Annotated in this window: 16 protein-coding genes and 1 pseudogene; 7 read left to right on the forward strand and 10 right to left on the reverse strand. The window is 70.6% G+C overall.

Annotation, left to right across the window (positions count from 1 at the left end; translation table 11 throughout):
- The first annotated feature begins 20 nt into the window (after nt 1-20).
- Both MDN94_RS22485 and MDN94_RS22490 read left to right on the forward strand, forming a co-directional pair.
- Nucleotides 21-1,235 (forward strand): acetyl-CoA C-acetyltransferase, encoded by a 1,215-nt coding sequence (locus MDN94_RS22485; RefSeq protein ID WP_482727680.1) that lies wholly within the window; start codon nt 21-23, stop codon nt 1,233-1,235.
- Between the two features lie 36 nt (nt 1,236-1,271).
- Nucleotides 1,272-3,446, forward strand: coding sequence for a 3-hydroxyacyl-CoA dehydrogenase NAD-binding domain-containing protein (locus MDN94_RS22490; protein WP_482727681.1), 2,175 nt, complete (start codon nt 1,272-1,274; stop codon nt 3,444-3,446).
- 18 nt (nt 3,447-3,464) lie between these two features.
- Here MDN94_RS22490 and MDN94_RS22495 read toward each other — a convergent pair whose 3' ends face one another.
- Together MDN94_RS22495 and MDN94_RS22500 are read right to left on the reverse strand one after the other, a co-directional pair.
- Nucleotides 3,465-3,740 carry a DUF2087 domain-containing protein gene (locus tag MDN94_RS22495; RefSeq protein WP_482727682.1) on the reverse strand — a complete coding sequence of 92 codons (276 nt, stop codon included), beginning with the start codon at nt 3,738-3,740 and terminating at the stop codon, nt 3,465-3,467.
- Between the two features lie 64 nt (nt 3,741-3,804).
- On the reverse strand, nt 3,805-4,536 hold the full coding sequence (locus MDN94_RS22500; protein ID WP_482727683.1) for a MerR family transcriptional regulator: 732 nt from the start codon (nt 4,534-4,536) through the stop codon (nt 3,805-3,807).
- Between the two features lie 115 nt (nt 4,537-4,651).
- Here MDN94_RS22500 and MDN94_RS22505 point away from each other — a divergent pair, with 115 nt between their 5' ends.
- A complete protein-coding gene (locus tag MDN94_RS22505; protein ID WP_482727684.1) occupies nt 4,652-5,131 on the forward strand; it encodes a macro domain-containing protein in 480 nt (159 codons plus the stop codon).
- Between the two features lie 185 nt (nt 5,132-5,316).
- On the opposite strand, the gene MDN94_RS22510 is transcribed toward MDN94_RS22505, so the two are convergent.
- The 3 genes from MDN94_RS22510 to MDN94_RS22520 all read right to left on the reverse strand — a co-directional run bounded on the left by MDN94_RS22510 (nt 5,317) and on the right by MDN94_RS22520 (nt 8,105).
- Nucleotides 5,317-6,393 (reverse strand): S1 family peptidase, encoded by a 1,077-nt coding sequence (locus MDN94_RS22510; RefSeq protein WP_482727685.1) that lies wholly within the window; start codon nt 6,391-6,393, stop codon nt 5,317-5,319.
- Between the two features lie 130 nt (nt 6,394-6,523).
- Nucleotides 6,524-7,525, reverse strand: coding sequence for a sphingomyelin phosphodiesterase (gene sph / locus MDN94_RS22515; protein WP_482727686.1), 1,002 nt, complete (start codon nt 7,523-7,525; stop codon nt 6,524-6,526).
- Nucleotides 7,526-7,646: 121 nt separating this feature from the next.
- On the reverse strand, nt 7,647-8,105 hold the full coding sequence (locus tag MDN94_RS22520) for a GNAT family N-acetyltransferase (protein WP_482727687.1): 459 nt from the start codon (nt 8,103-8,105) through the stop codon (nt 7,647-7,649).
- A gap of 225 nt (nt 8,106-8,330) precedes the next feature.
- Between MDN94_RS22520 and MDN94_RS22525 the strand changes: the two are divergent.
- Together MDN94_RS22525 and MDN94_RS22530 are read left to right on the forward strand one after the other, a co-directional pair.
- Nucleotides 8,331-8,538 (forward strand): annotated as a pseudogene (locus tag MDN94_RS22525) (DUF397 domain-containing protein).
- A 90-nt stretch (nt 8,539-8,628) separates the two neighbouring features.
- Nucleotides 8,629-9,504, forward strand: a complete 876-nt coding sequence (locus tag MDN94_RS22530; protein ID WP_482727688.1) for an oxygenase MpaB family protein — start codon at nt 8,629-8,631, stop codon at nt 9,502-9,504.
- On the opposite strand, the gene MDN94_RS22535 is transcribed toward MDN94_RS22530, so the two are convergent.
- The 4 genes from MDN94_RS22535 to MDN94_RS22550 all read right to left on the reverse strand — a co-directional run bounded on the left by MDN94_RS22535 (nt 9,479) and on the right by MDN94_RS22550 (nt 14,195).
- Entirely contained in the window at nt 9,479-10,879 is a 1,401-nt protein-coding gene (locus MDN94_RS22535; protein ID WP_482727689.1) for a GH1 family beta-glucosidase, read from the reverse strand. The two genes, MDN94_RS22530 and MDN94_RS22535, sit on opposite strands and share 26 nt — an antisense overlap.
- 50 nt (nt 10,880-10,929) lie before the next feature.
- Nucleotides 10,930-11,838 carry a carbohydrate ABC transporter permease gene (locus MDN94_RS22540; protein ID WP_482727690.1) on the reverse strand — a complete coding sequence of 303 codons (909 nt, stop codon included), beginning with the start codon at nt 11,836-11,838 and terminating at the stop codon, nt 10,930-10,932.
- Complete coding sequence (locus MDN94_RS22545) at nt 11,835-12,782, reverse strand: carbohydrate ABC transporter permease (RefSeq protein ID WP_482727691.1); 948 nt, start codon at nt 12,780-12,782, stop codon at nt 11,835-11,837. The genes MDN94_RS22540 and MDN94_RS22545 overlap by 4 nt, the downstream gene beginning before the upstream one ends.
- Nucleotides 12,783-12,890: 108 nt before the next feature.
- On the reverse strand, nt 12,891-14,195 hold the full coding sequence (locus MDN94_RS22550) for an ABC transporter substrate-binding protein (RefSeq protein ID WP_482727692.1): 1,305 nt from the start codon (nt 14,193-14,195) through the stop codon (nt 12,891-12,893).
- A gap of 241 nt (nt 14,196-14,436) precedes the next feature.
- Here MDN94_RS22550 and MDN94_RS22555 point away from each other — a divergent pair, with 241 nt between their 5' ends.
- A complete protein-coding gene (locus MDN94_RS22555; protein WP_482727693.1) occupies nt 14,437-17,220 on the forward strand; it encodes a glycosyl hydrolase in 2,784 nt (927 codons plus the stop codon).
- A gap of 37 nt (nt 17,221-17,257) precedes the next feature.
- On the opposite strand, the gene MDN94_RS22560 is transcribed toward MDN94_RS22555, so the two are convergent.
- A complete protein-coding gene (locus MDN94_RS22560; RefSeq protein WP_482727694.1) occupies nt 17,258-18,283 on the reverse strand; it encodes a LacI family DNA-binding transcriptional regulator in 1,026 nt (341 codons plus the stop codon).
- A gap of 363 nt (nt 18,284-18,646) precedes the next feature.
- Here MDN94_RS22560 and MDN94_RS22565 point away from each other — a divergent pair, with 363 nt between their 5' ends.
- Nucleotides 18,647-19,933, forward strand: a complete 1,287-nt coding sequence (locus MDN94_RS22565; protein ID WP_482727695.1) for a M14 family metallopeptidase — start codon at nt 18,647-18,649, stop codon at nt 19,931-19,933.
- The last annotated feature ends 77 nt before the right edge of the window (nt 19,934-20,010 follow it).

Raw genomic sequence — 20,010 nt, forward strand, 5'->3', positions numbered from 1 at the left:
CCCTCTTGAAAGGCTGACCAGTGAGCACCGAAGCGTACGTGTACGACGCGATCCGCACCCCGCGCGGTCGCGGCAAGGCCAACGGGGCCCTGCACGGCACCAAGCCGATCGATCTCGTCGTCGGACTGATCCACGAGATCCAGGCCCGGTTCCCCGGCCTGGACCCGGCCGCCGTCGACGACATCGTGCTCGGCGTCGTCGGACCGGTCGGCGACCAGGGGTCCGACATCGCCCGGATCGCCGCCATCGCTGCCGGGCTCCCCGACACCGTCGCCGGCGTCCAGGAGAACCGCTTCTGTGCCTCGGGTCTCGAGGCCGTCAACATGGCCGCGATGAAGGTCCGCTCCGGCTGGGAGGACCTCGTCCTCGCCGGCGGCGTCGAGTCGATGTCGCGTGTACCCATGGCCTCCGACGGCGGCGCCTGGTTCGCCGACCCGATGACCAACTACGAGACCAACTTCGTCCCGCAGGGCATCGGCGCCGACCTGATCGCGACCCTCGGCGGCTGGTCGCGCCGCGACGTCGACGAGTACGCGGCGATGTCGCAGGAGCGGGCCGCCGCCGCGTGGAAGGACGGACGCTTCGACCGCTCGGTGGTCCCCGTCCGCGACCGCAACGGCCTCGTCGTCCTCGACCACGACGAGCACATGCGCCCCGGCACCACCGCGGACTCCCTCGCGTCCCTCAAGCCGTCCTTCGCGGGCATCGGGGACCTCGGCGGCTTCGACGCCGTCGCTCTGCAGAAGTACCACTGGGTCGAGAGGATCGACCACGTGCACCACGCCGGAAACTCCTCCGGCATCGTCGACGGCGCCGCCCTCGTCGCCATCGGCAGCAAGGAGGTGGGCGAGCGATACGGGCTCACCCCGCGCGCCCGGATCGTCTCCGCCGCGGTCTCCGGCTCCGAGCCGACGATCATGCTCACCGGTCCGGCGCCCGCAACCCGCAAGGCACTCGCCAAGGCAGGGCTGACCATCGACGACATCGACCTCGTCGAGATCAACGAGGCCTTCGCCGGCGTCGTCCTGCGCTTCGCCCAGGACATGGGCCTCTCCCTCGACAAGGTCAACGTCAACGGCGGTGCCATCGCCATGGGCCACCCGCTGGGCGCGACCGGGGCGATGATCCTCGGCACCCTCATCGACGAACTGGAACGCCAGGACAAGCGGTACGGCCTCGCCACCCTCTGCGTGGGCGGCGGCATGGGCATCGCCACCGTCGTCGAGCGTCTCTGACCCCCGTCCTCACCCGCCATACGGAGCAGCCAGACCATGAGCGAGTCCACCACCATCCGCTGGGAACAGGACGAGACCGGCATCGTCACGCTCGTCCTCGACGACCCGAACCAGTCCGCCAACACCATGAACCAGGCCTTCAAGGCCTCGATCGCCGCGATCGCCGACCGGGTGGAGACCGAGCAGGAGTCCATCCGCGGCATCATCTTCACCTCCGCGAAGAAGACCTTCTTCGCGGGCGGCGACCTCAAGGAGATGATCAAGGCCGGACCGCAGGACGCACAGTTCGTCTTCGAGGCGGGCATGGGCATCAAGCGCGCCCTGCGCCGCATCGAGACCATCGGCAAGCCCGTCGTCGCCGCCATCAACGGCGCGGCGCTCGGCGGCGGTTACGAGATCGCCCTCGCCTGCCACCACCGCATCGCCCTCGACGCGCCGGGCTCCAAGATCGGTCTGCCCGAGGTCACCCTCGGCCTGCTGCCGGCCGGCGGCGGCGTCACCCGCACCGTACGCCTCATGGGCATCGCGGACGCGCTGCTGAAGGTGCTGCTCCAGGGCACCCAGTACAGCCCGCAGCGTGCCATGGAGAACGGCCTGGTCCACGAAGTGGCCGCCACCCAGGACGAGATGCTGGCCAAGGCCCGCGCCTTCATCGACGCGAACCCGTCCTCGCAGCAGCCCTGGGACGTCAAGGGCTACAAGATCCCCGGCGGCACCCCGTCCAACCCGAAGTTCGCCGCCAACCTGCCGGCGTTCCCCGCGAACCTGCGGAAGCAGACCGCGGGCGCCCCCTACCCGGCGCCGCGCAACATCCTCGCGGCAGCCGTCGAGGGCTCTCAGGTCGACTTCGAGACGGCCCAGGTCATCGAGGCGCGCTACTTCACCGAGCTGGTCACCGGCCGGATCGCCAAGAACATGATGCAGGCCTTCTTCTTCGACCTGCAGGCCGTCAACTCCGGCGCCAGCAGGCCGAAGGGAATCGAGCCGCGGCGCGTCCGCAAGGTGGCCGTCCTCGGGGCCGGCATGATGGGCGCCGGCATCGCGTACTCCTGCGCGCGGGCCGGCATGGAGGTCGTCCTCAAGGACGTCAGCGCCGAGGCCGCCGCCAAGGGCAAGGGCTACTCGGAGAAGCTGTGCGCCAAGGCCGTGTCACGCGGCCGCACCACCCAGGAGAAGGCCGACGCGCTGCTCGCCCGGATCACCCCGACCGCCGACGCCGCGGACCTCGCGGGCTGCGACGCCGTGATCGAGGCGGTCTTCGAGGACACCGCGCTCAAGCACAAGGTCTTCCAGGAGGTCCAGGACGTCGTCGACGCGGACGCGCTGCTGTGCTCCAACACCTCCACCCTGCCGATCACCGTGCTCGCGGAAGGCGTCTCGCGGCCCGACGACTTCATCGGCCTGCACTTCTTCTCGCCCGTCGACAAGATGCCGCTGGTGGAGATCATCAAGGGCGAGCGTACCGGTGACGAGGCGCTGGCGCGCGCCTTCGACCTGGTCCGGCAGATCAACAAGACGCCGATCGTCGTCAACGACTCCCGCGGCTTCTTCACCTCCCGGGTCATCGGCCAGTTCATCAACGAGGGCGTGGCGATGGTCGGCGAGGGCGTCGACCCAGTCTCCGTCGAGCAGGCGGCCGCGCAGGCCGGCTACCCGGCGAAGGTGCTCTCCCTGATGGACGAGCTGACCCTGACCCTGCCGCGCAAGATCCGCAACGAGGCGAAGCGCGCCGTCGAGGAGGCGGGCGGCACCTGGGCCGGACACCCGTCGGACACCGTGATCGACCGGATGGTCGACGAGTTCGGCCGTCCCGGCCGCAGCGGCGGCGCGGGCTTCTACGACTACGACGAGGACGGCAGGCGCGCCGGTCTGTGGCCGGGGCTGCGTGAGCACTTCACCAAGCCGGGCGCCGAGATCCCGTTCGACGACATGAAGGAGCGGATGCTCTTCTCAGAGGCCCTGGACACGGTGCGATGCCTCGAGGAGAACGTCCTGCTCACGGTCGCCGACGCCAACATCGGCTCCATCATGGGCATCGGCTTCCCGGCCTGGACGGGCGGCGCCCTGCAGTACATCAACGGCTACGAGGGTGGCCCGACGGGCTTCGTGGCCCGCGCCCGCGAGCTGGCCGAGCGCTACGGCGACCGGTTCCAGCCGCCGGCGCTGCTGGTGGAGAAGGCGGAGCGCGGCGAGGTCTTCACGGACGCGTGACCGTCACGACGGCGGCAGTCACCGGCCCCGCCGGTAGCTGCCGCCGTCCTTCGTGCGGGTCAGCAGACCCGCCACGACCAGATGGCGGCGCAGGGCCGCGCAGTCGTCGTGCACGGTGAGCAGCGCGTCGTTGACCTGGCGTTCGGTGTAGTCGCGGTCCCGCTCGAAGAGCGTCTCCGCGAGGTGCGCGAGCAGCTGCTCGCGGCGGGCCGGCTTGCGGGGGATCGCGGTCAGCCGACCGTGGGAGAAGAGCGCGTGCACGTTGTGAGCGGTACTGGTTCCTTGATCGGACATGGCCGGAAGCCTCCTGCACCGACCGGCCCCGGGCAACTTGTTTGCGCCCGCCTCGGGCACCCGCTCACTCCGCCTCCGCGTCGAACGCCGCGCGCAGTTCCTTCCGCAGGGATCGCTGGAACGCCGTCACCAGTGCCTGGATCACCATCGGCTGCATATGGGCGGACAACGACTTCATCGCCGCCACATGGTCCGGGTCCGACTCGCGTGCGCGGTAGGGGCCCCAGACCTCGTCACGGAACAGCCGGCTCAGGTCCTGCGCGGCGGCCCGTGCGTGCTCCAGCAGCACGGTGCGCGACGCGAGGATCGTCTCGTGCGCGATCGGCACGTCGAGCAGTTCCACGCCGAGCCGCAGCAGACCGCCGTCCAGCCGGTAGGTGTTCGGCGTGGACCGGTCCAGCACCCCCATCGCGGCCAGCCGGCCGACGTCCTGGTCGGAGAGCGCCCTGCCGGCCCTGCGCTCCAGCTCCTCGCGGGTGACCTCCTCCGCCGACTCCGGGGCCCAGGATGCGACCAGCGCACGGTGGATCGCCAGGTCCTGCGGGCTCAGGTCCGGCGGCAGCTGCTCCAGGTAGCGCTCGATCGCGGCGAGGGTCATGCCCTGGTGCTGCAACTCCTCGATGAGGGCCAGCCGGGAGAGATGGTCCGTGCCGTAGTGCCCGACCCGGCGGGGACCGATCACGGGCGGGGGCAGCAGCCCGCGCGTGCTGTAGAAGCGGATGGTGCGCACGGTGACCCCGGCGCGCGCGGCCAGTTCGTCGACGGTGAGCGTCGGCTCCTCGGTCCCGGTCGCCATGAGGCCTCCTTCTGCTGAACCACACCGGTGCAACAGTATTGCTGTCTCACCGGTGTTGTGAAAGCGGTGGGACGGCCGAAGATCCGTTGTCGGTGGCGGACCGTACGGTTGAGCCATGTCAGGGATCAGATATGTCCGGGGGGACGCCACCGCGCCGCAGGCGAAAGGCGTCAAACTGATCGCGCACGTGTGCAACGACCTGGGCGGATGGGGCAAGGGATTCGTCCTGGCCCTGTCCCGGCGCTGGCCGGAGCCTGAGGCGGCGTACCGCCGCTGGCACCGGGAGCGCGCGGGCAACGACTTCGCGCTGGGCGCAGTGCAGTTCGTCCAGGTCGACCCGCATGTGTGGGTGGGCAACATGGTGGGCCAGCGCGGGATGCGCACCGGCAGCCAAGGCGTCCCGGTGCGCTACGAGGCGCTCGACAGGGCGCTCGCACAGGTGGCCGACAAGGCCCTGGAGCTCGGCGCGTCCGTCCATATGCCACGGATCGGCTGCGGGTTGGCGGGCGGCAAGTGGTCCCGCGTCGAACCCCTGATAACCGAGCGCCTGACGGCCCGGGGTGTCGCGGTCACGGTGTACGACCACGGCGACTGACGCCGTGCTCCGCCGCCGGTGGGACGGCCGCCGACTCACTGACGGCCGGCCCACCGACGGTCGGCAACGACCTGCCGACCCGCTGGTCGGCCCGGGGGCGCCCGTGGACCGTCGGCGGGCACGCCGGACGTGGCGAGGGCGTGCCCCGCCGGTGCGGGGCACGCCCTGGTGCGTGGCTCCGAAGGTCAGTAGACGGCGACGCCGTACGCGCTGAGCGCTTCCTTGACCGGCTGGTGCAGCGCGGAGCCGCTCGTTCCGGTGCAGCCCGCGCTGCCGGAGTGGATGCCCAGCGCCGTCGAGCCGGCGAAGTGGGCGCCGCCGCTGTCGCCGCCCGCGGAGCAGGCGGTGGTGCGCACGAGGTTGTACACCGGCCCGTCGCCGTAGTTCACGGTGACGTTCACAGCGGTCACCGTGCCGCTGGTGAGCCGGGTGGTGGAGCCGCTCTTGCGGATGGACTGGCCGACGATCGCGTCCGCGGCGGAGGTGATGTCCTGGTGGGTGCCGTTGTACAGGTTGACGTTGCCCGCCGGCATGGAGCCGTCGGTGTAGCGGACGATGCCGTAGTCGTTGGTCGGGAAGTTGGTGCCCTCCCGGGTGCCGATCGACGGCCCGTCGGAGGTGGCGGACCAGCTGCTCGCCGAGTTGGTGCAGTGCCCGGCCGTCAGGAAGTAACGGGTTGTCGCCCTCGCCACGTTGAAGGCGGCGGAGCAGCGGTAGCCGCCGCCGTAGATCGCGTCGCCGCCCGCCACCTCCTTCTTGAATACGCCGGCGACGCGTTTGATGCTCACGGCGTCCCCGAGCCGGGCCGCGACCCCCCGCAGCTTCGCCATGGAGGCCGCGGACACGGTGCTGTCGGCCTCGACCGCGACCTTGTTGGTCGACGGGTCGATTCCCCATGAGGTCCCGGTGATCTTCGCCTTGGACTCCAGGGTGTTCATGGCGGCCCGCAGCTGAGCCATGCTCCGGGTGACGAGCTCGGCGCGGGCCCCGGTGAAGCGCACCCGCTCCGCGGCCTCGGCGTCGATGACGGTGACCACGAGTTCGCCGCTGGCGGCGTCGAGGTACGAACCGGCGGTGCGGTCGCCGAGGTCGCGTTGGAGGGAGGTGTGCAGGGTGTACTGGGCGGGTGAGGCGGCGACGCCGGGGCTCGGGTTACCGGCGGCGTCGCCCTCGGCGGCGCCGGCCGTACCGGAGCCGAGGCCGACGGCGGTCAGGGCCAGCAGGGCGGGAAGGCAGATGCGCGCGCGAAGCGTGCGTCTCATGGGGGCCTCTCCTTCATTCGAGTCCGGGTGGGGGGTGCCTGACGGCAAAGTGGACTGGACCAGTCCGGAGTGCGGACTCAATGTGACATGACCCTGACACAGACACAAGGCCGCCGTCGGCGGCTTGCGCCTACTGGCCCCAGGCAATCACCGGATAGTGGTCGCTGAGATTCGTGTACGTGTACGTGGTGCCCCAGCTGGAGACGGACCACGGCACACTGACCTCCTTGATCACCTCATTGGTCCAGCCGGAGGGCCTCGCGTGCCCCGCTCGGTGCAGAACATGGTCGAGGTCCTCCCGCGGGTCGTCGGGGTAGCGCTCCGCCGCGATCGAGTTCTCCTCGGTGTCGAAGGAGTACGGGTGTCCGGTCCGGGCGTCCGCCCCGGCCAGGCCGGCGTCGGCGAGCATCGAGGTGTACTCGGCCGAGTGGGAGTCCACATTCAAGTCGCCCGCCACGACGACCTGTTCGGACGCCGGGATGTTCTTGGCGTCCAGGAACGCGTCCATCGCCCGGAACTGACGGCTGCGCATCTCGGCCGCCTCACCCGCGCCGCAGCCGGGGTCGGTGGACTGCGCATGCGTGCCCACCACGTGCACCCTGGTGCCGTTCACATCGAGGACCGTGTAGACGAAGCCCTTGTTCGACCACCAGTCGGCGCCGCACGCGTCCTTGTAGACGTACTGCTCCTTGCGAACGATCGGCCATTTGCTGAGGACCGCGACCCCACCGTCCTCCGGGGTGGTCGAGGAGTACGAGCCGCCGGTCGCGTCCCAGCCGTCCTTGCTCCGGCCCATCACCGGCGTACGGTGCGGGTACTGGGAGGCTGCGTTGCGCAGCAGCGCGTCGGACGACGAGTTGTCGAAGGCCTCCTGGAGCACGACGACGTCGTTGCCCTGGAAGAAGGAAGCCGCCGGTATGGCAGCGGCCCGGTGGTCCTGGCCCCAGTTCGGGTAAAGGGACTTGCTGAACAGGAACGCGTTGTACGTGAGGACCTTCAGGCCCGGTGTCGCCCCGGCGGGCGCGGCCGAGGCCGTGGGCGCCGCGCCGGCGAGTGCGGTGGCGGCGAGCACGGTGGACAGGGCGGCGGACACGGCGGCGCCGGGTACGCGGCGGAGCTCGATGTGCGGCACAGAATCTCCCGTTCATGGTGGGGGGTTCCGCCGGTCGACGGACCGGCGCCGCACATCAAAGCAGCCGTAGTTACCTTCTGGTAATGGGTAGGTGCCCGCTTTCTGTATTCCGGCCGTCGGTTCAGGGGTTGAGCGGGAGCTTGAAGCCCACATGCGAGCCGGTGAAGCCGAGTTGCTCGTAGAAGCGGTGGGCGTCGGGGCGGGCCGCGTCCGAGGTCAGCTGGACGAGTCGGCAGCCCTGCTTGCGGGATTCCTCGATCGCCCACTCCATCAGCAGCCGGCCGAGACCCTGGCCGCGCGCCGAGCCGTGGACGCGTACGCCTTCGATGATCGAGCGGGTGCTGCCGCGCCGCGACAGGCCGGGAACGACGGTCAGCTGGAGGGTGCCGACGACGGTCCCGTCGCGCTCGGCCACCATCAGGAACTGGTTCGGATCGCTCCTGAGCCGCTCGTACGCCGTCCGATAGGGCTCCATGTCGTCCGGGGTCTCCCGGGTCGCCCCCAACGGGTCGTCGGCGAGCATGGCCACGATGGCAGGGATGTCGTCCGCGACGGCGGACCTGATCACGATATCCGTCATGAGGCGCAGGCTAGCCGGGGCCCTGTGCGCCACCCGGCGCCGCCCTGGCCGCACCGCGGGAGCCCCGGCGGGCAGGGGGAGACGGCAGGTCTGTACGGGAGTTGTACGGGCGGGCGGGCGTGGCCCCGGTATCGCGGACCCCGTTGAACCCTGGCCGAGTGCAACGGGGTTGGCGTGCGCCGGGTGCCAGCGGGGTGAACTCGGGGACGGAAGGGCGTGAGGACGGTGCGGGACACGCGGAACAGTCGCACGGCGGAGAACGGGCTGCGCTGGTTCAAGAGCAGCTACAGCGGGTCGGGCGGCGGCGACTGCGTGGAGGTGGCCGTCGCCCCGGGTGGCGTGTACCTGCGGGACTCGAAGGTGACGGGTGACGGGCCGGTGCTGCGTCGGTCGGGACGAGTGGGCCGCTTTCGTGTCACTCGCTGCGGCGTAGACGCCCTCGCGGTACCCCGACGCCGGCCGGGCGCCCGCGGTACGGGTCGCATACTGGGAGGTGACCGACCGGGCACACCCAGGAGAGCCGATGAGCCGCGCCACCAGCGACGAACCCCTGCCGCCTCCGCCCGGCGGCGTGCTCTGGGGCCTCGCCGGTGACGTCCGCGCCCTGCTGATGCTGCCCGCGGCGCTCACCATGCAGGTCGCCCATCCCGCCGTCGGCGCGGGTGTCGACGAGCACTCCGTCTTCCGCACCGACCCCTGGGGCCGCGGCGAAAGGTCCCTGCGCTCGCTCCAGCTGTGGATCTACGGCGGCGAGGCGGCCGCCGCGGAGGGCCGCAGGCTCCGCGAACTGCACCGCACCATCCAGGGCACCGACGCGCACGGCCGCCGCTACCACGCGCTGAGTCCGGCCTACTACTCCTGGGTCCACGCCACCGGCTTCCCCGTGTACCGACACGCCGCCAGGTACCTGGTGCGGGAGCTCACCGAGGCCGAGGAGCGGCAGCTGTACGCGGAATGGCTCCAGGTCGGCCGGATACTCGGCATCCACGACCGGGACATGCCGCAGACGATCGAGGAGTTCTGGCCCTACTACCGCAAGATCCTGGCGGACGAACTCGAGGCCACCGTCGTCGTACGGGAACTGGTGGACCTGGACCAGCCGGTCCCCCCGCCGGACCGGGGGCCGCGGGCGGTCCGAGTGGTGCTGCGCGCACTGTGGCCACTGCTGCGCCCGCCGCTGGCCCGGTTCCGCCGGTTCATGACCATCGGACTGATGCCGCCGGAGGCCCGAGATGCCATCGGCCTGCCCTGGACCGACAGGCAGGAGCGCAGGCTGCGGCGCTTCGCCCGGGTCGTACGGGCCGTGGTTCCCGTACTCCCCGAGCGGCTGCGCTACCTGCCCCTCGCCCGCGAGGCGCGCCGGGCGGAGCGGCTCAGACCAGGCCCCCACGCTCGATGACGGACGCGTACCAGCGGGCACTGTCCTTGAACGTGCGGCGCTGGGTGGCGAAGTCGACGTGCACGATGCCGAACCGCTTGCTGTAGCCGTACGCCCACTCGAAGTTGTCGAGCAGCGACCAGAGGAAGTAGCCGCGCACGTCGGCGCCGTCCGCGATCGCCCGGTGCACCGCCGACAGATGTGCGTGCAGGTAGGCCACCCGCTCGGGGTCCTTCACCTCGCCGGACGGGTCGGCGTAGTCGTCGTACGCGGCGCCGTTCTCGGTGATCACCAGGGGTACGCCCGGCAGGTCGTCGCGCAGTCGGATCAGCAGCTCGTGCAGCCCGTCGGCGTCCACCGGCCAGCCCATCGCGGTGCGCGGACCGGGCGCGGGCAGGAAACGGACATGCTGCTCGGCGCCCGCCCACGGGGAGGGGGCCGCCGCGCCGGAACCCGCGGCGACGACGGTGGGGGAGTAGTAGTTGATGCCCAGCGAATCGATCGGCGTGGAGGTCACGTCCAGATCCCCGTCGAGGACGAACGACCAGTCGGTGACCGGCGCGCTGTCCCTGACGAGGTCCTCGGGCAGCCGGCCGCGGAAGACGGGGTCGAGGAAGATGCGGTTGCCCACGGCGTCGATACGGCGGGCCGCGTCCAGGTCGGCGGCCGAGTCGGAATGCGCCCGCACGGCATGGAGGTTGAGCGTCAGCGACACCTCGGCGGACGGCGGCAGCTCGGCGCGCAGCACCTGCGCGGCCCAGCCGTGCGCCAGGTTCAGGTGGTGGGCCGCGCGCAGCGACGCCAGGGGAGAGGTGCGGCCGGGGGCGTGTTCCCCGCTGCCGTAGCCGAGGAAGGCGGCGCACCACGGCTCGTTGAGCGTCGTCCAGGTCGCGACCCGGTCGCCGAGCGCCTCGGCCATGATCCCCGCGTACTCGCCGAAACGCCGCGCCGTCTCCCGCTGCGGCCAGCCGCCCGCGTCCTCCAGCTCCTGCGGCAGGTCCCAGTGGTAGAGCGTGGCGACCGGGCGGATGCCGGCGCCGCGCAGCTCGTCGACGAGCCGGCGGTAGAAGTCGAGGCCCTTCTGCACCGCGGGACCGCGGCCGGTGGGCTGCACCCGCGGCCAGGCGATCGAGAACCGGTAGTCGGTGACACCGAGGCGGCGCATGAGGGCTACGTCCTCGTGCATCCGGTGGTAGTGGTCGGCGGCGATGTCGCCGGTGTCGCCGTTGCGGACCTTTCCCGGGGTACGGCTGAACGTGTCCCAGATGGAGGGCGTACGGCCGTCCTCGGCGGCCGCGCCCTCGATCTGGTAGGCGGCGGTGGCGGTGCCCCAGCGGAACCCGGCGGGGAACCGGAGTGTCGTCGTGGCGTCGGGGCGTGCGTCGAGCGCGGTCATGAGGTGGAACTCCCAAGGAGTGAGACGTCGGTGCGGAGGCGGTGGATCGGTCAGCCCTTGACCGCGCCCTGCATGATGCCGCCGACGATCTGGCGGCCGAGCAGGCCGAAGACCAGCAGCACCGGGAGCGTGCCCAGCAGGGTGCCCGCCATGATCACGGACTGGTCGTGGACGTAGCCGCCGCCGAGCTGGCGCAGCGCCACCTGGACGGTCGGTTCCTGCGAGGAGAGCGCGACGATCGGCCAGAAGAAGTCGTTCCAGGCGGCCATGAAGGTCAGCATGCCGAGCACGGCCATGCCGGGCCTCGCGATCGGCACCACGATCGACCAGAAGATCCTGGCGGTGGAGGCGCCGTCCACGCGGGCCGCTTCGATCAGTTCGTCCGGCAGCGACTGCACGAGGTACTGGCGCATGAAGAAGACACCGAAGGCGGACACCAGCCCGGGCAGGATCACCGCCTGGAGCTGGTTCACCCACTGGAGTTCGGCGATCAGCATGAACAGCGGGATGACGCCGAGCTGTGGCGGGATCATCATGGTGCCGACCGTGATCGCGAGCAGTGCGCCCCGGCCGCGGAAACGCAGTTTGGCGAAGGCGAAACCGGCGAGCGTGCAGCACAGGACGGTGCCGACGGTGATGGAGCCGGAGACGATGAAGGAGTTGACCAGCGCCTTGCCGATGTCCGCCTCCTCCATCACCGCCTCGAAGTTGCGGATCAGATTGGAGCCGGGCAGCAGCGTCGGCGGGACCTTTGCCAGGTCGGCGTTGGAACGGCTGGCGGCGACGATCGTCCAGTAGAACGGGAAGGCGGAGACCAACACGGCGGCGATCAGGACGGCGTAGGCGAGCTTGCCGCCCCTCATCGTGCGGCCGGCGCCCGACTTCCGCCCGCGGTGCCCCGGCACCTGCGTCTTCTCGGTGGCCGGTTGCTTCGTCGGCGGTTCGGCGAGCGCGGTCATCGGCCGGCCTCCTTGCGGGAACGACGGCGCGCGATCAGGGCATTGGCCCCGACGAGCACCAGGATCAGCAGGAACATCACCCAGGCGATGGCGGCGGCACGGCCCAGGTGGAAGAAGCCCCACCCCTGCTCGTACATGTACAGACCGAGCGTCTGGTACTGGTGTGAGATGCCGCCGGAGATGGAGCCCTCGAACAGCAGCGGCTCACCGAAGAGCTGGGTCGCGCCGATCGTGGACACGACCACGGTGAACAGGATCGTGGGGCGCAGTCCCGGGAGCGTGACATGGAAGAACTGCCGCCACCGTGAGGCGCCGTCGACCTCCGCCGCCTCGTACAACTCGCTCGGGATGGACTGCATGCCCGCCAGATAGATCAGCGCGTTGTAGCCGGTCCAGCGCCAGATGACGATGGTGGAGACGGCGATCTGCGAGGCGACGGTGCCGGTCTGCCAGTCGACCGGGCCGAAACCGACCAGTCCCAGCACGTAGTTGATGAGTCCGAAGTCGCGGCCGAACAGCTGGGCGAAGACGAGCGTGGCGGCGGCCACGGAGGTGGCGTACGGCAGCAGCATCGCGGTCCGCAGGAAGGTGCGGCCACGCAGCCGGTAGTTGAGCAGGTGGGCCAGGCCCAGTGCCATCACCAGCTGCGGCACGGTGGAGAGGACACCGATGGTGAATGTGTTGCGCAGCGCGGTCCAGAAGAACTCGTCGCCGAAAAGCGCGGTGTAGTTGCCGAGCCCGCGCCACTCCATGTCGCCCGGCGTCTGGAGCTCCACCCGGTAGAGCGAGACGAACGCCGTGTAGATCAGAGGGAAGAGCCCGAAGGCGGCGAACAGCGTGAAGAACGGGGCTATGTAGGCGTACGGCGAGACCTTGCGCCAGGCGCGCCGCACGGCCGGCGGCCGGGGCGGCGCGACCGGCTTCGCGGAAGCGGTGAGGGTCACGGTGCGGCCCTTCGAGGATGAGTCGGTACGGGGCGGGGGCCTTCGGGCCGGGCCGGTGCGGGGAGTGGTCGGGATGCGGACCGGCCCGAAGGAGCTGCTCGGCGGGCGTCAGCCGATGGTGTTCTCGACGCCCTTCTTCGCGTTCCCCCACGCCTTCTCGGACGAGATGCCCTTGCGTTCGACCTCGCTCAGCGCGTTGGTGATCTGCTGGTTGACATTCTGGTCGTGCACACCGAGGACCTGGACCGGGGCCGCCTTGGCCGCGTCACCGAAGATCTGACCGATCGGCGCGCCGGAGAAGTAGGGGTCGGTGGCGCCGGCGACCTTCTCGATCGCGCCGGTGGAGGACGGGAAGTTGCCCTGCTTATGGAAGAGCTTGGCCTGCTGTTCGGGAGCGGTGAGCCACTGGATCAGCTCGTACGCCTCCTTCTTGTGCTTGGCCGCGCGCGGCACGGAAAGGTAGGAGCCGCCCCAGTTGCCCGCGCCGCCGGGCAGCTTCGCGATGTCCCACTTGCCCTTGCCCGAGTCACCGGCCTGGCCCTTGATGTAGCCGAGCATCCAGGCGGGGCAGGGGATCGTGGCGAAGGAACCGGCGGCGAAGGCCTGGTTCCACTGCGGAGACCACTGGTCGAGCTTGGCGCTCAGGTCGCTCTCGGCGGCCTTGACGGACGTGTCCCACGCGGTCTTCAGGGCCGGGTTCGTCTCCCAGATCAGCTTTCCGGAGGCGTCGTAGTAACGCTCCTCCTCCTGGCCGATCATGATTGAGAAGAGGCTGCCGACGCTGTCCAGCCAGGCACTCTTGGCAGGTGCCTTGGCCTTGTACTGCTTGCCGAGCTCGAGGTAGCCGTCCCAGGTCGACCACTTCTTCGCGAGTTCCTCGCGGTCGGTGGGCAGCCCGGCCTGCTTGAACAGGTCGGTGCGGTAGCACATGGCCTCGGGGCCCACGTCCGTGCCGAGACCGAGGACGGCCCCGTCCTTCGTCGTGGCGGCGGCCCACTTGGCGTCCGCGAACTGGCTCTTCAGCTTGTCCGCGCCGTACTTCTGCAGGTCCTCGAACTTGTCGGCCTGCTGCTGGGTGACCGACGCGATCCGGCCGACCTCGATGCCCTGGACGTCCGCGAGACCGCCGCCGCCGGCCAGCCGGGTCTGCAGCGACTTCCAGTAGTCGGCCTCGTCCTCGGTGTCGGTCTGCTTGATCGTGATGTTCGGGTGCAGCTTCTGGTACTCCGCGTAGAGGCCGGCCTCCTTGTAGCCGAAGGAACCGAAGAGGTCGACGGTGAGCGTGACCTTCCCGCCCTCGCCGTCGGAGGCCGTGTCCGAGGAGCCGGACCCGCAGGCGGCGAGCAGGGCCCCGGCGAGCGTGACCGCACCCAGGCGGACGGCGGCCCTTTTGGCGGCTCTGGCTATGGGCATGGGAAGCCTCCCTTGGCTTCGGGGTGGGACGAGAACGCTTGAGAGCGCTCTCAAATATGCGCTTGGAGCGTGCCCTCAGGTGACTCTTCGCGTCAAGACTCGAAGACATAACGGTCTGGACTCAGGTATCAACTGTCAGCTGTGTTCGGTCTATTGACACTTGTGTTTCGGGGGTTTTACGTTTCGGCCATCTGAGAGCGCTCTCAGCCACCCCTACCCGTGATGACTTGAGGTGCCGTTCATGCCAGCCCCCCGCACAAGGCCGGCCGCCGCGCTGGTCCTGGCCTCAGCCCTGGCCGCTGTCGGCCTGGGCCCGGCCGCCGCACCCGCGGCCGCCGCCACCGTCCCCATAGGTTCCGGCAGCTACTCCGACACCCGCCCCGCCGGAACGTCCGGACCGACCACCAACACCGGAGCCCCGGTCACCCCCAAGGTCACCGCCGCGGCCAAGAGCCGGCCGGTGCCCACCAACGACTGGTGGTCCTCCCTCGCCTTCCAGCGCTACGGCGACAACCCGTACTCGACCCCCATGTACGGGCACCCCCTCACCTACCAGGCCACCGCCGGCGGGCTCGACGTGGGCTACCCCACCACCCCCGCGATCGTCGGCGACGGCCGGCAGTACGAGTTCGCCCACAAGCGCGACCTCACCATCGGCCTGACCGGCCTCAATTCGCCGGACACCAAGGCCGACGACTGGTCCGACTGGACCGTCACCCCCTACTGGTCCGACGGCACCCGCACCCTGCGGACCACCATCGGCCACGGCATGCCGTTCGTATACGCCAAAGGCTCCGGCGGAAACGCGCAGATCACCACCGCCGCCGCGCCGGCCGTCTTCGCCGACCAGGGCAACGTTCTCGGCATCACCGTCGCCGGACACCACTACGCCCTCTTCGCCCCGACCGGCAGCGACTGGAACATCTCCGGATCCACGCTCACCGCGGGCCTCGGCTCCAAGGACTACTTCTCCGTGGCCGTCCTGCCCTCAACGGGGGCGCTCGCGACGTACAAGAAGTACGCCTACAGCTTCGTCACCGGCTCCCGGGCCGCGTGGAGCTACACCGGCGGCACGGTCCAGGCCACGTACACGCTCACCACGGAGGCCAAGGAGGGCACCGAGCGCGGCACGCTCCAGGCCCTCTACCGCCACCAGTGGCTGAACACCACGGACCCGCTCACGACCCACACCTACGTATCGCCGCGCGGCACCATGAAGGTGCGGGAGTCCGCCTCCTTCACCACCAGCCAGAAGGCCTCGCCGGTGCTGCCGGCCCTGCCGAAGTCGGACGCCGCCGACACGGCCCGGCTGCGCGGCTATCTGAACGAGGTGGCGAACGCCTCCGACCCCTTCTCCGGGGCCACCGACACGTACTGGACCGGCAAGGCGCTCGGCCGTCTCGCCCAGCTCGTGCCCGTGGCCGAGCAGATCGGTGAGACCGGCACCCGCGACAAGCTCCTCGGCCTGATCAAGGGCAGGCTCCAGGACTGGTTCACGGCCGGCGGAGCGAACGAGTTCAGCTACGACAGGGACTGGAAGACCCTCACCGGCTACCCGGCCTCCTACGGTAGCGACACCGAGCTCAACGACCACCACTTCCACTACAGCTACTACGTGTACGCCGCGGCGATCGTCGCCCAGTACGACCAGGCCTGGGCCGCCGACTCCGCCTGGGGCGGGATGGTCAAGACCCTGGTGCGGGACGCCGCCAACGCGAGCCGCACGGACACGGCCTTCCCCTTCCTGCGCGGCTTCGACGTCTACGCCGGGCACAGCTGGGCCTCCGGCCACCAGGGCTTCGCCGCCGGCAACAACCAGGAGTCCTCCTCCGAGTCCACCAACCTCAGCGCCGCACTGGTCCTGTGGGGTTCGGCCACCGGTGACGCCGCGCTGCGCGACCTCGGCGCGTATCTGCTGACCACAGAGGCGGAGTCGATCGCGCAGTACTGGTTCGACGCCGACGAGCAGGTCTTCCCGTCCTCCTTCGGCCACGACACGGCCGGCATGGTCTGGGGCAGCGGCGCCGCCTACGCCACCTGGTGGACCGCCAACCCCGAGGAGATCCACGGCATCAACGTCCTCCCCGTGACCGGCGGTTCGCTCCACCTCGGTGGGGAGAAGGCGGCGATCCGGCGCAACATCGCCGAGATGGAGCGCGAGAACGGCGGCCCGGCCGTCGAGTGGCGCGACATCCTCTGGGAGTTCCAGTCGCTGGCCGACCCCGCCGCGGCCAAGGCCAAGTGGGACGCGGGCCATGCCGGCTACACCCCTGAGCAGGGAGAGTCCAAGGCCCACACGTACCACTGGATCTCCACCCTCGACCGGCTGGGCGCGCCCGACACCACGGTGACCGGCAACATCCCGACGTCCGCCGTCTTCACCAAGGGCACCACACGGATCTACGCCGCGCACAACCACGGTGCCACGGCCCGCACGGTGACCTTCTCCGACGGCAAGACCCTCTCCGTGCCCGCCCGTTCCACCGCGACCGGCACCGGGACCGGCGGCGGCGACCCCGACCCCGACCCCGACCCGGATCCGCCGACGGGCAACACCTTCCAGCTGCGCAGCGGAGGCGCGCTGACCACGGCCACCGGCGGCACGGCGGGCAGCGACACCATCGCCTCCGCCGGCGGCGCCAACTACGACGGCACCCCGCACCAGCCGCTCGTCTACGAGATCCGGGGCGTCAACGGCACCGTCACCCCGGGCGCGTCCACCGCCTTCCGCCTTCAGGTCGACGCGGGCAGCACGGTCGGACTCGGCCAGCAGGCGCGCGTCAGCTACGACCTCACCGGCGACGGCACCTTCGAACGGACGGAGACGTACCACTACTTCGCGACCGACCCGGTCACCGGCTGGGAGGAGTACGCACACTCCCGCGGCCTCAAGTCCTCCACCGGGACGCTGGGCAACCTCAACGGTGGCACCCTGCGCCTCGAGGTGTGGAGCGCCATCGGCAACGGCACCGCCAAGCTGCAGACCGGGACCGACAAGTCGGTGCTGGTGATCCCCTACAGCTGAACCGCTCCCCCCACAGGAACGCGGCGGGCGTCGGAGGTCAGGCCGATGCCCGCCGCACCAGTGTGGTCGGGGTGATGACGGACGCGGGGGCGTCGCCGCCCGCCTCGTTCAGCAGCCTCATCAGCAGCCGGACCATCAGCCTGCCCATGCCCTCGACGTCCTGGCGCACCGTGGTCATGGGTGGCTCCGTCGTCCCGACGACCGAGGCCATGTCGTCGAACCCGACCAGGGCCACGTCCTCCGGTACCCGGATGCCCCGCTCACGCAGGGTGCGCAGCGCGCCCGATGCCATCAGGTCGTTGGAGACGAAGACGCCGTCCACGTCCGGGCGGCGGTCGAGCAGCTCGGCCATCGCCCGGGCGCCGCTCTCCTCGGTGAAGTCGCCCTGGCAGAAGAGACCGGGGTCGGCGTCCACCAGGACGTCGTGGTAGCCGTCTATGCGGTCCAGCGCGGAGGTCTGGTCGCGGGGGCCGGCGATGTGCGCGATGTTCCTGCGGCCCAGCGAGACCAGATGACGCACCGCCTCCCTGGCGCCGCCGCGGTTGTCGGCGTCCACGTAGGGCACGGCCAGGTCGGAACCGGCGGCCGGACGCCCGCCGAAGACCGTGGGGATCTTCGTCCTACCGATGAGCGCGGGCAGTCTGTCGTCGTTGTGGAGGGAGAATGCGAGCGCGCCGTCGACGTGCCCGCCGCCGAGGTAGCGGGCGATCCGGTCATGGTCTCCGGGGCCCTCCACCCACAGCAGCACCAGCTGGGAGTCGTGCGCCGTGAGCTCACGGCTGATTCCCCGGACCTGCTGCTCGAAGAAGGGGTCGGAGAAGATCCGGAACTCCGGCTCCGCGATGATCACCGCCACCGCGCCGTTGCGCCGGGTGACCAGGGTGCGCGCCGCGTGGTTGGGTACGTACCCGAGCTCCTCGACCGCCCTGCGCACCTTGTCGACCAGGGGTGCGCGCACGCCCGCACCGCCGTTGACGACCCGGGAGGCCGTGGCACGGGAGACGCCAGCGCGCGCCGCGACGGCTTCCAGGGTGGGGCGGGACCCCGTGGTCTGCTCGGTCAAGGCGGGTGCTCCTCGTCTGCTCCGGTGCTCCGGCACGCCGGTCGGTGGCATGATCCGATACCGACAGGATATCTGCCCCGGCCGACATCCTGAGAGCGCTCCCAGCCCCGGGCGCCGGCCCTGGTCCGCCACCCGGGCCGGCCCGGCGGCGCGGCGGCGCGGCGATGCCGACCACACCGTGCCAAGACATGCAGACTTTGTCCGGCCGGGGCATCTGACGCGAGCCGGACGGGCCGGCCGGCCCCGAGCCCACCGCGGGCAGCCGGCGTTGACCGCCCCCTGTCGCAGCGCAGCCGGCCGGAGTACGTTGCCGGGGCCATGCCGATACGTGTACCGGACCGGATCCCCGGAGGCAGTATCCGAATGACGACCCGAATCCGTGTCCGCACGCTCGCCCTGACGGCAGCGGCCGCAGCGCTCGCTGTGCCCCTGGTCACCGGCCCCGCCGAAGCGGCATACACCACACCCCGTACCGGATTCGAGAACAGCGGCGGCGCGCGCTGGACCGGTGAGGACGAGGAACGGGCCTTCCTCGCCGACGTCGACCGCGCCGCTGAACGGATGTCCGTCGAGCAGATCGGCACGAGCGGACAGGGGCGTCCACTGCGGCTCGTCCACCTCGGTAACGAGACGTCCCCGCACACCGTGCTGCTGATCTGCAGTCAGCACGGCGACGAGCCGGCAGGCCGCGAAGCCTGTCTGACCACCGTCCGCGACCTCGCGTTCGCCCGCGACGAGGCGACCCGCCGGCTGCTGTCCCGCACTCGCCTGCTCGTCCTGCCCACCACCAATCCCGACGGCCGTGCCGCCGGCACCCGGGGCAACGCGGACGGCGTCGACGTCAACCGCGACCACATCGCGCTGAAGACCGCGGAGGGGCGGGCCGTCGCGGCCGTCATCCGCGACCGGCAGCCGGACGTCGTCTACGACCTGCACGAGTACGGCGCCACACCGCCCTACTACGACAAGGACCTCTTCGATCTGTGGCCCCGGAACCTCAACACCGACGCCGCCGTGCACCATGAGGCGCGGACCCTGTCCGGGGCCTACGTCCGGCCCGCCGCGAACCGTGCGGGCCACTCCACCGGTACGTACGGCATCTGGACGGACCCCGTCACCGGCGAGCCCCTCCGGCAGACCGCGGGCGACGGACAGGAGCGCATCCTGCGCAACACCGGCGGCCTCAAGCACGCGGTGGGACTGCTGATCGAGAGCCGCGTCGACGCACTGACCCCGCAGGAGAAGGCCGACCCGGCGCTCAATCACCGCCGCCGGGTGAGCAGCCAGCTCTCCGCTCTGAGCGGCCTGTTCGCCTTCAGCGCCGAGCGCCTCGGCCGGATCGAGGCCGCCACCGCGGCGGCCCGGCGCGCGGGCTTGGCGGACCGCGGACCGGTGTACCTGGGCGGCGCCGACAACGACCCGGCGGGACCGGACGAGTTGATCGCGGACCCGCCGTGCGCCTACCGTCTCGACGCCGGCCGGTACGCAGAGGTCAAGGACGAACTGGCTCTCCACGGCGTCTTCGCCCGGCCCGTCGCCGACGGCGCCGTCGTACCGCTGCGGCAGTCACTGCGGAATCTGGTTCCGCTGCTGCTCGACACCCGTGCGGCCTATCACATCATCACGGGAGAACCGGTGGAAGCCTGTTGATACCGGGAGGAGTGTGACTCGTGTGGTAGGGGGTAGCGGGCAGTGAAATCAGGCTCCGCTGAATCATGAAAGGTGCC

The sequence above is a fragment of the Streptomyces sp. WAC00040 genome (assembly GCF_056835925.1).

What these genes read in the sequence shown, in the direction of transcription:
- MDN94_RS22490 (WP_482727681.1), top strand. Translation starts at nt 1,272, where the DNA reads ATGAGCGAGTCCACCACCATCCGCTGGGAACAGGACGAGACCGGCATC.
- MDN94_RS22495 (WP_482727682.1), bottom strand. Translation starts at nt 3,740, where the DNA reads ATGTCCGATCAAGGAACCAGTACCGCTCACAACGTGCACGCGCTCTTC.
- MDN94_RS22500 (WP_482727683.1), bottom strand. Translation starts at nt 4,536, where the DNA reads ATGGCGACCGGGACCGAGGAGCCGACGCTCACCGTCGACGAACTGGCC.
- MDN94_RS22505 (WP_482727684.1), top strand. Translation starts at nt 4,652, where the DNA reads ATGTCAGGGATCAGATATGTCCGGGGGGACGCCACCGCGCCGCAGGCG.
- MDN94_RS22510 (WP_482727685.1), bottom strand. Translation starts at nt 6,393, where the DNA reads ATGAGACGCACGCTTCGCGCGCGCATCTGCCTTCCCGCCCTGCTGGCC.
- MDN94_RS22520 (WP_482727687.1), bottom strand. Translation starts at nt 8,105, where the DNA reads ATGACGGATATCGTGATCAGGTCCGCCGTCGCGGACGACATCCCTGCC.
- MDN94_RS22530 (WP_482727688.1), top strand. Translation starts at nt 8,629, where the DNA reads ATGAGCCGCGCCACCAGCGACGAACCCCTGCCGCCTCCGCCCGGCGGC.
- MDN94_RS22535 (WP_482727689.1), bottom strand. Translation starts at nt 10,879, where the DNA reads ATGACCGCGCTCGACGCACGCCCCGACGCCACGACGACACTCCGGTTC.
- MDN94_RS22540 (WP_482727690.1), bottom strand. Translation starts at nt 11,838, where the DNA reads ATGACCGCGCTCGCCGAACCGCCGACGAAGCAACCGGCCACCGAGAAG.
- MDN94_RS22550 (WP_482727692.1), bottom strand. Translation starts at nt 14,195, where the DNA reads ATGCCCATAGCCAGAGCCGCCAAAAGGGCCGCCGTCCGCCTGGGTGCG.
- MDN94_RS22555 (WP_482727693.1), top strand. Translation starts at nt 14,437, where the DNA reads ATGCCAGCCCCCCGCACAAGGCCGGCCGCCGCGCTGGTCCTGGCCTCA.
- MDN94_RS22565 (WP_482727695.1), top strand. Translation starts at nt 18,647, where the DNA reads ATGACGACCCGAATCCGTGTCCGCACGCTCGCCCTGACGGCAGCGGCC.